General features: G+C 58.2%; 14 protein-coding genes. 1 reads left to right on the top strand and 13 read right to left on the bottom strand.

Going from position 1 to position 12225, the window contains the following annotated elements; translation table 11 throughout:
- Positions 1 to 9: 9 nt before the first annotated feature.
- From AC1MEW_RS20925 to AC1MEW_RS20870, 12 genes are all read right to left on the bottom strand, one after another.
- Entirely contained in the window at positions 10 to 741 is a 732-nt protein-coding gene (locus AC1MEW_RS20925) for a TIGR03747 family integrating conjugative element membrane protein (protein ID WP_480423486.1), read from the bottom strand.
- 86 nt (positions 742 to 827) lie between these two features.
- Positions 828 to 2933, bottom strand: coding sequence for a type IV conjugative transfer system coupling protein TraD (gene traD, locus AC1MEW_RS20920; RefSeq protein ID WP_480423485.1), 2106 nt, complete (start codon positions 2931 to 2933; stop codon positions 828 to 830).
- 9 nt (positions 2934 to 2942) lie between these two features.
- Entirely contained in the window at positions 2943 to 3458 is a 516-nt protein-coding gene (locus tag AC1MEW_RS20915; protein WP_480423483.1) for an integrating conjugative element protein, read from the bottom strand.
- Positions 3455 to 4003 (bottom strand): lysozyme family protein, encoded by a 549-nt coding sequence (locus AC1MEW_RS20910; protein WP_480423482.1) that lies wholly within the window; start codon positions 4001 to 4003, stop codon positions 3455 to 3457. The genes AC1MEW_RS20915 and AC1MEW_RS20910 overlap by 4 nt, the downstream gene beginning before the upstream one ends.
- Complete coding sequence (locus AC1MEW_RS20905) at positions 3985 to 4704, bottom strand: TIGR03759 family integrating conjugative element protein (protein ID WP_480423480.1); 720 nt, start codon at positions 4702 to 4704, stop codon at positions 3985 to 3987. Before AC1MEW_RS20905 ends, AC1MEW_RS20910 begins: the two co-directional genes overlap by 19 nt.
- A gap of 9 nt (positions 4705 to 4713) precedes the next feature.
- Complete coding sequence (locus AC1MEW_RS20900; RefSeq protein ID WP_480423479.1) at positions 4714 to 5385, bottom strand: chemotaxis protein; 672 nt, start codon at positions 5383 to 5385, stop codon at positions 4714 to 4716.
- A complete protein-coding gene (gene pilL2, locus AC1MEW_RS20895; protein WP_480423477.1) occupies positions 5382 to 5924 on the bottom strand; it encodes a PFGI-1 class ICE element type IV pilus protein PilL2 in 543 nt (180 codons plus the stop codon). Before pilL2 ends, AC1MEW_RS20900 begins: the two co-directional genes overlap by 4 nt.
- A gap of 106 nt (positions 5925 to 6030) precedes the next feature.
- Positions 6031 to 6777 (bottom strand): DUF5983 family protein, encoded by a 747-nt coding sequence (locus AC1MEW_RS20890; protein ID WP_480423476.1) that lies wholly within the window; start codon positions 6775 to 6777, stop codon positions 6031 to 6033.
- A gap of 52 nt (positions 6778 to 6829) precedes the next feature.
- Positions 6830 to 7324: a RadC family protein gene (radC, locus tag AC1MEW_RS20885; protein WP_480423474.1), complete on the bottom strand. Its 495-nt coding sequence runs from the start codon at positions 7322 to 7324 to the stop codon at positions 6830 to 6832.
- Positions 7325 to 7424: 100 nt separating this feature from the next.
- Positions 7425 to 7682 (bottom strand): hypothetical protein, encoded by a 258-nt coding sequence (locus AC1MEW_RS20880; RefSeq protein ID WP_480423472.1) that lies wholly within the window; start codon positions 7680 to 7682, stop codon positions 7425 to 7427.
- A gap of 71 nt (positions 7683 to 7753) precedes the next feature.
- Complete coding sequence (locus AC1MEW_RS20875; protein ID WP_480423471.1) at positions 7754 to 8335, bottom strand: STY4534 family ICE replication protein; 582 nt, start codon at positions 8333 to 8335, stop codon at positions 7754 to 7756.
- A gap of 904 nt (positions 8336 to 9239) precedes the next feature.
- Positions 9240 to 9581 carry a helix-turn-helix domain-containing protein gene (locus tag AC1MEW_RS20870; protein WP_480423470.1) on the bottom strand — a complete coding sequence of 114 codons (342 nt, stop codon included), beginning with the start codon at positions 9579 to 9581 and terminating at the stop codon, positions 9240 to 9242.
- Between the two features lie 209 nt (positions 9582 to 9790).
- Between AC1MEW_RS20870 and AC1MEW_RS20865 the strand changes: the two genes are divergently transcribed.
- A complete protein-coding gene (locus tag AC1MEW_RS20865; protein WP_480423469.1) occupies positions 9791 to 10048 on the top strand; it encodes a hypothetical protein in 258 nt (85 codons plus the stop codon).
- A gap of 44 nt (positions 10049 to 10092) precedes the next feature.
- Here AC1MEW_RS20865 and AC1MEW_RS20860 read toward each other — a convergent pair whose 3' ends face one another.
- On the bottom strand, positions 10093 to 12060 hold the full coding sequence (locus tag AC1MEW_RS20860; protein ID WP_480423467.1) for a DNA topoisomerase III: 1968 nt from the start codon (positions 12058 to 12060) through the stop codon (positions 10093 to 10095).
- Positions 12061 to 12225: the final 165 nt, after the last annotated feature.

The following is a 12225-nucleotide window of genomic DNA, read 5'->3' as shown; positions in this document are numbered from 1 at the left end:
GGTTTACCTTCATAGGTACTTCTTAAAAGTCGATGTTGTAATTGCCATTGTAGCCCCTAGCGTCACCGCGCAAGGCAAAAAAACGGCCATGGGATTGAGCGAAAAGGGCAGGGATAGGTAAATGATCCAAGGCACGATCAGCAGTGGTATCACTGCGCGCTTGGCGCGGTGATAGACAAAACTGCTCTCACGGCCCGCGCCAAATTTGCGCAGGTCACGGCGCATCAAGCCATCCACAAAACCAGTGAACATGGCCAACAGAAACAAGGGTGTGGCTAGGACCAGAATGGTCAGGCGCACCACGAAGGTGAAGGTGACATACACCGCCGCCAGCACGAAATCCTCAATGCTCACGTATAGCTGATTGGTCCAACTCCAGAAGCCGTTGCCCTGGCTCGACACCCGCGCCTGCCGGGCAAAATCCGCAAAGCCGGTCTTGACTAGCAACCACTGATTGAGGAAATCCAGCATCTGGACAATTGCTGGCCGAGGCTGTTGGATGAGAAGTGAATCTTTGAAGTGCTCGCTGAGCCAGCCCAACTCACTGGTTAGCATGGCCTGACTATGCCGCCAGCCCTGATCACCCCAGAACAGTAGCAGGCCGACGAACTCGGTCAGGATCGAGAATAGCAACGAGGCGATCAACAAACCGATGATGCGCAGTACCAGGCTGATCGCCGAGAGGATCAGTCCTGGGCGCTGGATCGGTTGTGGCGGCGTGTTCTGTGCGGTAGTCGCCATCGTTCACTCCATTGTGTGCCATAGGACTGATGTCGTTATTACGTCTTGAGTGTGTTCTTGCTGAATAGAAACCAGGTGGGGTAGGGCTACCCCACCTGATCCAGATCGAAGTTTGTTGTTGGGCCGCCACCGCTTGCGCTCCACCACTGCCCCGCCTGCGCGTTGTAGGCCATCCGCATCCGTTTAGTGAGCTCCTGCAGGTCCTTGGGCATGGCATCGTCGTTGGAGGGTTTAGGTAAAGGCATGCGGACTTTCCAGAGCTGCCCACCGGCCTGGAAGGAGAACATCTGTCCTTTGGGTAGACTGACGATATGAGCAGGCTCGATCAGCGGCACACTGGTGCTGCTGACACGGTCCTGTGAGGACGAGGTGAAGTCTGTGTTGGCCTCAGGATCAGAGGTGTCGGTGGCGCCCGACACCAGGGTCTTGGTCAGCACGTTAACCTTGGGCAACTGTTGGGTGAGCAGTTCCGCAGTGGCGGTTTCGCGCACCCGCAGCATCTGCAGGGTGTTGAAGTTGCCAATAACCTGGCCGGCCTTGGCGCGGTTGCCGATACGTGCTTCGATATCGCTGAGGGTCTGGGTGTAGGCGGTCACCTGGATGCCGGCGCCACCGCCCTTATTGATCAGCGGGATGAATTCATCACCCATCAACTCGTTGAACTCATCGGCGTGCAGGTTGATCGGCAACTTGTCACTGTTGTTACCCGATTGGGGTAGGCCATGGTCGATGCCGTGTTTGTAGATGTGTCCGGCGACCGAGACCAAGTCGGCGAACATGGAGTTGCCCACAGCGGCGGCCACCTCGGCGTCGGTCAGTGCATCCAGGCCGACGTAGACGATGCCGCGTTTTCGGATGATCTGCATCCAGTCGAAGATTGGCCGCGGGTCATCTAAATCGGTGTAGTTGGGGGCCAGTAACTGGGCGGTCTTGCCGGTGGTGAGTTTTTCCAGCAGCGGCAGTAGCGAGGCAACGATTTTGTCGAAGTAAGTACGGTCATATCGTACCGCCGAACGCAGTCCATCCAGTACCGGATCAAATACCCGCTTCACCGCCAGGTACTGCTCGATGGCCACCACACGTTTTTCGCGCCCGATCATATGCCGGGGGATGTTCTTCTCGGTGAGTTTGCCTTCAAGCTGAACGATCACCTCCCACGCCTTCGGGTCGGTCTTGGCGAAAAACTGCTGTGCGTACTCGATGAACAGTGCGTCGATGTTGACTACATGCCGTTGGATCTGCAGGTAGTCCGGACGCCGGCCTAACTCGATCAGGGCACGGGCGATGATGTTGACGAAACGCCAGGCAAACTCGCGAAAGGCCGCGGAGTTACCTTCGCCGCTGAGCTGCCCGGCGATGCGTGACGCCACTTCCGAGATACGCCCGAAGCGTCCCACCGCATTGTATCGAGCGGAGATCTCCGGCCAGCCTAGATGGAAAACATAAAACTCCTTATCCCGGCCGGCCCGCTTGGCTTCAACGTACATCCGTTTGAGCAGGTCGGCATCGCCCTTCGGATCGAAGACGATGACCACCTCATGTTCGATGCGATGAATGTCCTGGGTGATGTACACCTCGGCGAGCCGGGTCTTGCCGACACGGGTAGTGCCTAGCACCAGGGTGTGTCCGACCCGTTCGCCTAGCGGCAGACTGACTTCCGTTTCATCGGGCTCGACCCCATGCAATAGTGGCGAGCCACCGACCGGGGGCAAAGGCCGCAACGGATTGAAGGCACTGTCCCAGGCCGTGACACGGGCCAGTATCGAGATTGGAAACGGTGCATGCTCCAGGCGCCGTTCGAGTCCACGGGCCAGGCGGTAGCTGGTCGGTTGGTCGACATAGTGGGCGACCGCCGGATCCTGGGCCTCGACCAAGCGCTGGGTGTGCAGGCGGGTCCAGCGAAAGCCTCGGCCCATGAACAGACGCTTGCGGCTGACCGGAATCTGCCGACTGGTCAGCTCGTAGCGGGGCAGCCGACGGATATTGCGCCGATAACGCAGCACCTCCCAAGCTTGTCGCAGCCGGATAAGGCCGAACAGGGCATAGGCCAGCGCTGCAACCAGACCGATCTCGGGTGACAGGGCCACAGCCCAGGGCGAGTACACGCACAACACTGCGGCAGCGATACAGATTGCTACGGTATACAGCTCCACCGCTGGCCGGAGCTTGGACTCCATCGCATGCTCGGCCATGACCTGGACTCACTGTTCCAGTGAGGTGGCAGTGATCAAGACGGGGTAGTGCTCAATCTGCAGGCGGGTGGCGATGTCGTTGCCGTTGACCGGCAGGATGGTGATGCCCGGAGCGGCTGCTCGAATCCGGGCCAGGGCTTCATTATCGGCCACTTCGACGGCGAGGCCAGCCGCGCCCATTTCCTGCAGTTCAGCCGCGCGTTGACGCAGCCAAGTCAGCGACTGGGAATCGTCACCGACCAGAAAAAATGGCCGCAAGCCCGGCATGTTCAGGGCGCGAGACGTGATCTGGCCGGGGCTCAAGTGAGAACTGCGGATGGGCAGTATCCAGGCTTCATCGGCAAACGTGGACAGGTCCGCATGCATGGCCCGATCAGGCTGGGTCTTGTTGTTTATTGCCGGCCTGGAAACTTGAAAATGGGGTCGGGTGAAGTCTCTAGGCTGATCCTCGGCAACGGTCAGTTCCGGCTGGGCGAAAAGTGCCAAGAGCAGGATGCAATAACAGACACTGGGGATTCGCTTCATGGTGGTGTGCCCTGTTCAAAGGAAATCAGCAGCTGTTCGAGTCTCTGGGAAAAGCCAGCACGGTAGCGTGCTGCCGGCGCGCCTCCTGCCGGACGGTGATAGCGCCCGGCAGCCAAGACCCAATCACCGGTGGCAGCGTGATGCTCCTGCAGCAGCGCGGCGGTCACGGCGAGATTTCGGTAGGGATCAAGGGCTTCGCAAGGGCTGGAAAAACGTTGTCCGTGGTAACCCAGGTTGGTTTGCCCGAGACCGGCATCGACCCGCTTGGCGTCATGTCGGGCGAGTACCTGAAGCAAGGCGTGACAGGCGGCCTGGCGAGTGGCGAAGCGGTAGGGTGTTCCGGCGATGTTCAGGGTCCAAGGCCAGGGCAGCAGTCGACCACGGACGCGGATACCACTCTCCTGCAGGGCAATCGCGAACAGCACCGTAGAAGGGATGTCGGCGTCATGCGCCGCCAGTTGGTAGGCTGGCGGCGGAAGTTCGTCAGCCTGGACGGCGAGCATTGTCAGCATGAGCGCAATACCACTCAGTCGAGGTGTTGCCATTGTCCATTCACCTGTTGAAATGTGGCAGGCAATGGCCCCGGGGCACCCAGGTTGAACCAGCGACCACGGTCATGGTTCAGGGTGATCTGCTGGCGTTGGACCCTCGCCGGATCGATGTCCGCTTGCCGAGCCCAGCTACGGATGCGTTCATCCTGGCCTTGGCTGCCCACCAGATAGATATCGAACGCCGTGTCGCTGCTTTGCAGACGCTGCGCTTCGGCGGTGCACTCTGGGCAGTGGTCCTCCACAAACAGGGCCTGGCGCGGCATGACCGATGAGCTGGCAGGGGGCGGGGACGCCATGCCCTGGATCGGCAGCAGCCCGGGAAACAGCTTGGCCCAGGCCGCGGTGTAAGCGTTTTGGTAAGTCAACTCGCGCTCGGCGCGTTTGGCTTCCAGCGCTACCTGTAATTCGGCATAGCGCTGGCGCTCTTGGTCGGTCTCGGCCTCGACCCCGAGTGCGGTCAACGGATCGAGGTTCGGGCTCCAGAAACCGCGCGGGCCGGCTTGGATCTGTTCGAAGCGCGTCCACTCCTGCTCCGTCAGACCCCAGCTCGCCGCCTGTTCAGAGTCAGAGCGCCCCAGCGGAGCAGACTGCGTGTCCTGGGTCCGTGACTGTGTCGTGACGGGGTTGCTCATCGCAGCGCCCATGGTCAGTAGCGAAACGAGACTGACAACGGCGGGCAGTAGCGCTCTGTTCATGATCGCTTCTCAAGGGAGGTGCACGGTCTGGTCTGGCTGAGCGGCCACCGCGAAGATGGCTGAGTTCGGCTCCAGCACTTTCAGGTGCCAGGCTCCGAGCTGCTCGCCGCTATGCAACAGCCGAACATCCATGAGCGAGCGACTGTCATGAGGTGCAATGGCCAGAAAACGCTCACCACCGCGGGACTCGACACTCAACACTGAGAACGGTGGCGAGATAGGGACGGGCTTGAGGCGAGCCTTCTGTTTCGGCTTGGTCGCGGAAGAGGTTGGTGGTGGGGGTGATGGCCGGGTCTTAAGGTCCAGGAGCTGTTGCTCGACGTACTCAAGGCGTGCGCGTAGCGCTGTCATGTCTGCCTCGGTGGCGCAGGCTGCCAGACCATCGCGTAGTTCCTGTATCTCTTGCGCCCACTGATCCAGCATGGGATCGAGGGTATTGGACTGTTGCTCACCGGTATCAACCATCTGCTTCAGGTCTTTCAGCGCGTACTGCAGTTTTTCCTGTGCATCCTTGAGCGCGCTTGAATCACGTTGCAGGGCGTCCAGAGTTTGTAGGTGCTGAGTGTTCGTACTCTGAAGCTCGGCCACGCGTTGATACTGGTTGTACAAACCACCGCTCAGGCCGGCGACTGCCAGGCAAAGCAACCCAACAATGAGGGTTTGAAACGTCGAGGCCTTCATGGGCGTGCTTCCGACTGACGGGGCGAGACGGGTGTGATCAGCACGACGCCAGCATCCGTTTTCTGCTGTTCGAAGCAGACCGAACGGCTGACTTCATCGGTCGTGAGTTGCCAGGCGGGGCCAGCCAGCACTTGTAGTGCGCTGCGCAATGGGACCGGGCCGAGTCGGTAATGGGCTGCGGGCAGAGACCGGGTAAACAGTACCTTCACTGGCTCGGCGGCAGGGCAGAGCGAATAACCCGAGCGCTGCAATACGTACTGCAACGCGTCCTGCACCGAAGGGCTCAGACTGGACGGGATGCTCACTTCAATGATTTGGGCGAGAAGATCGCGTTGTTCCGTGGTGGGCTCGGTGCTGACTAGCGTATAGCGGCCATAGCGCAGCTCTCCCGCATGGCTTCCTTCGGCTGCGCCCTTCAAGAGCTGGGCTCGATTGGAGCCACTGTCGATCTCTGGATGGGTCGGCAATGGGTTGGGGATTGTCGCGGTGCAGGCGCTCAACAAACCCAGCAGGCAGACAGGCGTGAGAAAACGCTCCATGGAAAAAACCTCATGTCAGATTCAGTGCAGAACCTGACATGAGGTGAAGGAGCGATTCAGTGAGAAAGTTGATTCAAGGCGGGTCGTGTTAACGCTGAACGCGTTGCTATTCATCAAAAATGGCGAGCCCATCCAAGACGGCAGCGTCGGGGTCGAAGATCAACAATCGCACATCCGCCAATGCCGCTAGATACAGTACGTTGACCAGGGCTTCCGGTGTGCCGGCGTCGAGCTGCTCTTGCCTCAGCGATGAATAAGGACGACCCTCGATCTTCACCAGGTTATCGTCGGTCCAGGGCGTGCCGATCAGTTTGCAACCGATGCCGCAGCAATCCGGCAACGCGAAAAGCTCAAACAAAAGTCCGGTTTGCCTCGGAGCGGAGTTACTGATCCACCCTTCCAGATAGAACATCGCTTCTTCAGGAAGGTGTGCGGTACTGATCTCCCAGGCTCGACTGTAGTGTCCCGTTTCGAAGCTCAAGCGATGGACCATGGCTTGGGCTTCTTCCAGGGAGTACAGGTCGCCGACGTGATGCCGCTCATTGAACATTTCGCCAATCACGGCGTAGCTCACTTTGCGCACTAGCCCGGTGGACTGGCAGTGTTCATCCAACTCCTCCGGAATGGATTGGCCTTCGCTGATCAAGGCGAAATCGTCATTGAACAGGCAGGGGACCAGCTGCAGCTCATCGTCGGACAGATGGGCCTGTGAGTCGTGCAAGGGTCGAAAGCAGGGAGGACAGTCGTTTTCGTAGGTGATCAGTAACAGCCGTTCGATATGAAGGTTGTCGTAACCGCGAGCAAATGGGTTCGAGGCTGTTAGCAGGGCTGGGGCTTGGTGTGCGGGACTCATGAGGGGGCTCCAGAATGAAAATGAACAAGGCGCCCGAAGACGCCTGTGAGGGTTAAAGCCAGCCATGTTCGGCAAGAGAAAGTGGACAACCTTCACCCACGATGAAGTGATCCAGTACGCGCACTTCGATCAAGGCCAAGGCCTCTTTCAATCGTGCGGTCAAGACGCGATCCGCCTGGCTGGGTTCTGTACAACCTGAGGGGTGGTTATGAACAAAAATGGCGGCCGCGGCGTTATGCGCTAGGGAACGCTTAACGACTTGGCGGGGGTAAACGCTGGCGCCATCAATGCTGCCGTGAAAGAGGACTTCGAACGCCAACACGCGGTGCTTGGCATCGAGAAGAATCACACCGAAGACTTCATGTTCTTGTTGCACAAGATGCAGTTTTAGGTATGAGGCCACGGCGTCAGGGGACGTCAGGTTAGGGCCGCGGGTGAACAGCCGGCGATCCAGAATATGCAGCGCTTCGTCGATCAGCTGATTTTCTTGGACAATTCGATCAGCCTCGAAATCCGAAGTCTCGATCAGTGTGAGTTGGGTGCTCATGGTGGTACCTCCGAAGGGAACAATCAGGGGTACACGCCCTAGGGGAGTGGTGTCCCCGAGGTGGATGTAGAGGCGCAGGCGTTAGCCGATGGCGCGCCGTTTACAGGCGAGTGAATCGGTGGCGTTGACCGTGTAGGGGTGAACCACAGCCGTCGCAGGGCAATGGGGAAAAGGCTTGTATTCCCCAGCCGGCTTCGCGATCGAAATCGGCACTGATAGGCATTAACCGAACCAGTCCACGATGGATGCCGGCGATGCGTTTCTCAATTTCATCCGTCGTGTAGTAGAGCGATAATGTGCTGTAGTCCTCGTAAGCAGCAGCGAACAGGCAGTCGTTGCAAAGCCAGAAGGATTCCATGTTGGTTCTCCTGTGCTGATTGAAGAAAAGGCGCTCGAGGGAGCGCCTTGATGAGGAACATCGTGGACTGTTCAGGCGGACTGAACGGTACGGGGGGCACCACGGCGGGCCGTGCGGGGAGTGGGTGGAGATTCAGGTTTGACCTGAGCTTCAGTTGGTTCTTCGGACTCCTCAGCTTCGGCATCAGCCGACGGTGGGGATGGCTCACTGTTTGGCGCTTGCTCAGCAGGTGCTGTTGCTTCCTGCCTGGCGGGCGCTTTGTACTCGAACGTGCCGTTGACCTTGATCCAGTCGATGAACAGCAAACGACCTTTCAGGCTGGCGCCCGGTTGGCCTTGTTTATCGCCTTTCTCGTAGAGAAACGGATCGATCCACAGGTCGCCGATACGGAACGACAGCAAGACCTTTTTCTCGGCTTTGACGGCGTCCATGTAGAGACGAATCAAGCGTTCAGCTTCACCCCCAGCGACTTTGCAGTCGAAACGGGTGTACTCCACCGCATCGGTGGCACCGTGCAGGGCTGCGATATCGCAGGCCATGAACGGCTGGCCGCGGCGGACTTGGACTTCACGAACTCGGTTGAGGTAGCCGATACCGACGGTGTGCAGGTTGAAGTAAGTGGTCGCTTCTTGGGAGTGGTTGGCGTGGGCCATGGTGGTTCTCCTGTTTCAAGGGAAAACGGCGACGCACAGCCCCTGACGGGGAAGTGAGCCCCCGTCAGGGTGGGTAAGGTGAAGGCGATCGATGAACGACTCGCCACCGGCAAGCCGATGACGATCAGACCGATGCGTCTGGGGGAATAGCATTGCAGCAGACGAGTGTCTGCGATGGTAATCCGCAGGTATGGGGTAATGGGCATTCATCACCGCTGAAGCGGTAACCGCACGAGCTTCCGAACGCTGATCGCACTTGGGTAAACCACCACGAACGTGGCGTAGCCTTGAAGGTTCAAGCTACCTGGGCTGGGCTGTCAACGACAGCGAACCACGCCCTTTGTATAAGCCTGTCACAGGGGAGCGTCAAGACGCTGCAACCCGATTTTTTATGGCCGGAATAGAGTGGTAGTCACTGGACTGAAGACAGTGAAGAGTGGGCCTGGCGGGGTGCCAGGCGAGGAAGAGAAAAGCCACCTTTGGCGGTCCTACGCAGTCGACAAGCTCCTCACAAAACTTGGTTTAACTGCGCAATGATTCGCCAACCAACCCTTGTCGTGGCCTGGGTCGGAAGCTGCTGGCACGCATCCGCGCACAAAGGGTGCCCAGTGTTTCCCCGGTGGGCTCCGGGACTGAATACGATCGCCGAAGCGGATGACCGCTATTGCCTGGTAGAGGCAACAGTGGTCATCCGCCACCACGATCAGGTCGAGCACAAAACGGGGAATGCAATCCCGCAGAGGAGAAGGCTCCGAACTCTAAGAGTCCGACCGAACTACCCGGAGCGAATCGGTCTTGGGTCGCCGTTGGCGATGATCCTGAGGCACTACAGCAGAGTGGGTGGGATAACGTCAAGGCAGAGAGCATCCCCAGAGGCCCCTATGCCGAATGCGAGCAAATGAGCTCACTTGTTGCCGAGATGAGCGGCCAATTGTTCGACGGTTGCCAAGATAAAAGCACGGTCGCTTTCTTTCAGTCCACTCAGCAGACCGGCGATCATCTGGCCCTGGTCATTGGGACGATTGCTCGACTCCGTCAGCAGTTCATCCATTCGGCAGTCGAAAATGTCCGCCAGTTGCATCAGCTTGACCACGGAAAGCTCCACCACACCCCGCTCCAGGCGCGAAATAGCTTCGCTGCCAATCCCCAAGCGTTCAGCCACCTCTTCTTGGGTCAGATTACGCTCGGTCCGATGTTTCGCGATCATGCGCCCGATTTGGGCTTGGGTTGGATGTTTATGTGCCAAGTGATGAGTTCTCCAGTTCAACCCGAATGGTTGAGCAAAGACCCATTGACATGAACATCCTTAACGGTTGAGTATCGACTTATAGAGTTGTTATATTGGCTGAAATCGCTATGTAATGCGACGTGGCTTCTATTCCTCCAGGAATCAAAGTCCGAGGTGGTCAGTGAGAATGAGCGGTCTGATAGGGCCAAGCTGAGGAACGGTTGAGCATGGAAGAGGAGAGCGAGAACGTCATTGATCTGATTTGGGATCGAACACTGGAGCTGTTCATCAAGATTCATGATTGCCCGGAGAACCCCGAGCACTTCGACAGTCTTGTCCATTGGCTCAACGAAGATCCTGCTCACCTGAAAGCGTTTAACGAACTGGGGCAGATATGGATTGCGACAGGCATCGCCTTGGCCCGTGAAATCGGACAACCGCTAAGCGATTTGGAGAGGGATCAGCCGCAGTTGGTGACGCACTGACCAGTACATCGCCTCCAATATTCATGTTGATCTTCAATGGCGCGTCATGGGCGACGCGAATCTTTTCTGATCGGCACAGTGCCCTTGCAGTCCGGATAGTGGGAGCATGACCAGAACGGCCCTGATTTTCCCTTTCGCCTGAGCATAGAAGCGTTGCAAATGGAGCAGGCCGGACCAGCTTCGATAGGTATGGCTAAAGTAAGTGAGCCGTAGCGTGCGACCAACTGCGCAATCCAAGTCGCCTGCTTGGCGACGAACGCATCAAGGGTCAGCCGTCCCGCTTCGATTTCGTCCAGAGCCTGTTCCCAGATCGCGGTCATACCTGGATCTGCGATTGCAGCGGGTACCGCCTCGATCAGGGTATGGGCCGCTGCGGAGGCTATCAAGACTCGTTTTTTTTTCAGCAAATAACCGCGATCAATCAACCCCTTGATGATACCGGCTCGTGTGGCTTCGGTGCCGATACCGGTGGTTTCCCGGAGCTTCTGTCTCAGGCGTGGGTCGTTGACCAGCTTAGCCACATTTTTCATCGCCTTGATCAGATCGCCCTCGGTAAGCGGTTTGGGAGCGGTAGTGCGCATGGACTTGAGTTCGACGTCGTCCACTGTGCACTGAGTGCCCTGTTGCAAGACGGGCAATACTTGGGACTTATGACTGGGCTCATCCTCCTCGGCGGCGTCATAGAGCAAGCCTTTCCAGCCCTGGACCAGGATCTGTTTGCCCACAGCGGTCAATCGTTCTTCGCCACACTCCAGTTCGACCTGGGTCCGATCAAACTCATGATGCGGAAGAAATTGCACAAGGTAGTGGCTGCGAATCAGTTCGTAGACTTGGCGTTCTTGTACGGACATCCGCGCAAGGTTCGCCGGCTCGGTGGTGGGGATAATAGCGTGGTGCGCGGTGACCTTGGCATCGTTCCACACGCGAGAGTGCAGTGATTGATCGAGTCTTCCTAATGCGGGTTGCAGCGCGGGATCCGTTTTGAGCAGGGCATCGAATACCGCGGGTACCTCGTTGAACATACTCTCTGGCAAATAGCGGCAATCGCTGCGTGGGTAGGTGGTGGCTTTGTGGGTTTCATACAGCGTCTGGGCGATGTTCAGGACTTCCTGGACTCCGAGCCCCAACTTGCGCGAGCAGACTTCTTGCAGTGTGCTCAGGTCGAAGGGCAGGGGTGGCGGTTCGCGGGAATGCTCAGTCTGCAGCGAGAGTACTGTGGCGGTCTTACCGCTAGAGATCGCTTGGACCGCATGACGGGCAAGCGTCTGCTGCAGGCAACGACCGGCCTCATCTCGTCCTGAGCTTGGTGGTAACCACGATGCAATGAATGGTTGCCCCATTGAGGACAGGTGCACATCCATGTCCCAGTAGGGCACCGAGACGAAGCTGGCAATCGCGCGATCCCGATCGACCACCAAGCGCAAAGTGGGTGTTTGGACGCGTCCAACCGACAGTACGCCATCGTATCCCGCCCGCCGTCCGAGGAGAGTAAACAAGCGACTGAGGTTCATGCCGATCAGCCAGTCGGCGCGGCTGCGGGCGAGGGCTGAATGATAGAGCGGGAAAGTCTCCTGACTAGACTTCAGCGAGGACAGTGCTTTGCGAATCGACGCCTCGTTGAGTGCGGACAACCAGAGGCGCTGCACGGGGCCTTGATACTTGCAGAGCTCCAGTAACTCACGGGCAATCATTTCCCCTTCGCGGTCGGCGTCGGTCGCGATCACGACTTTGGAGGCTTCACTGAGCAGGCGTTTGATGACTTTGAACTGTGCCGCAGTTTTGGGTTTGACCCCGACCTGCCACTGCGCGGGAATAATCGGTAGATGGTCCAACGACCAGTTCTTGTACTGAATGCCATAGGCTTCGGGTGGGACCGTCTCCAGCAGATGGCCGATACACCAGGTGACGGTTGTATCGGTGCCGATCAGGCAACCATCACCGCGCCGGGTGGCTCCGAGTACTTTGGCGATGTCACGACCCTGGGAAGGTTTCTCGCAGAGGAAGAGACGCATAGAACTGCTCCGGATTGAGTTCGGAACAGCGTTGTTGGAAACAGCGATGGCGAGATATGAGAAACCTGAATGGCAGATTCCTCATATTAGTCGGCGAGGGCTGCCTTGAAGATCCGAGACTGCTACTCCGTTTTAGCGTGGATGACAGTGTGGGTCTTCACGAGC

This window comes from Pseudomonas sp. ASL4, assembly GCF_056680395.1.
Note: the sequence above shows the minus strand (reverse complement) of the source record. Positions and strands in the feature narration are given on the sequence as shown.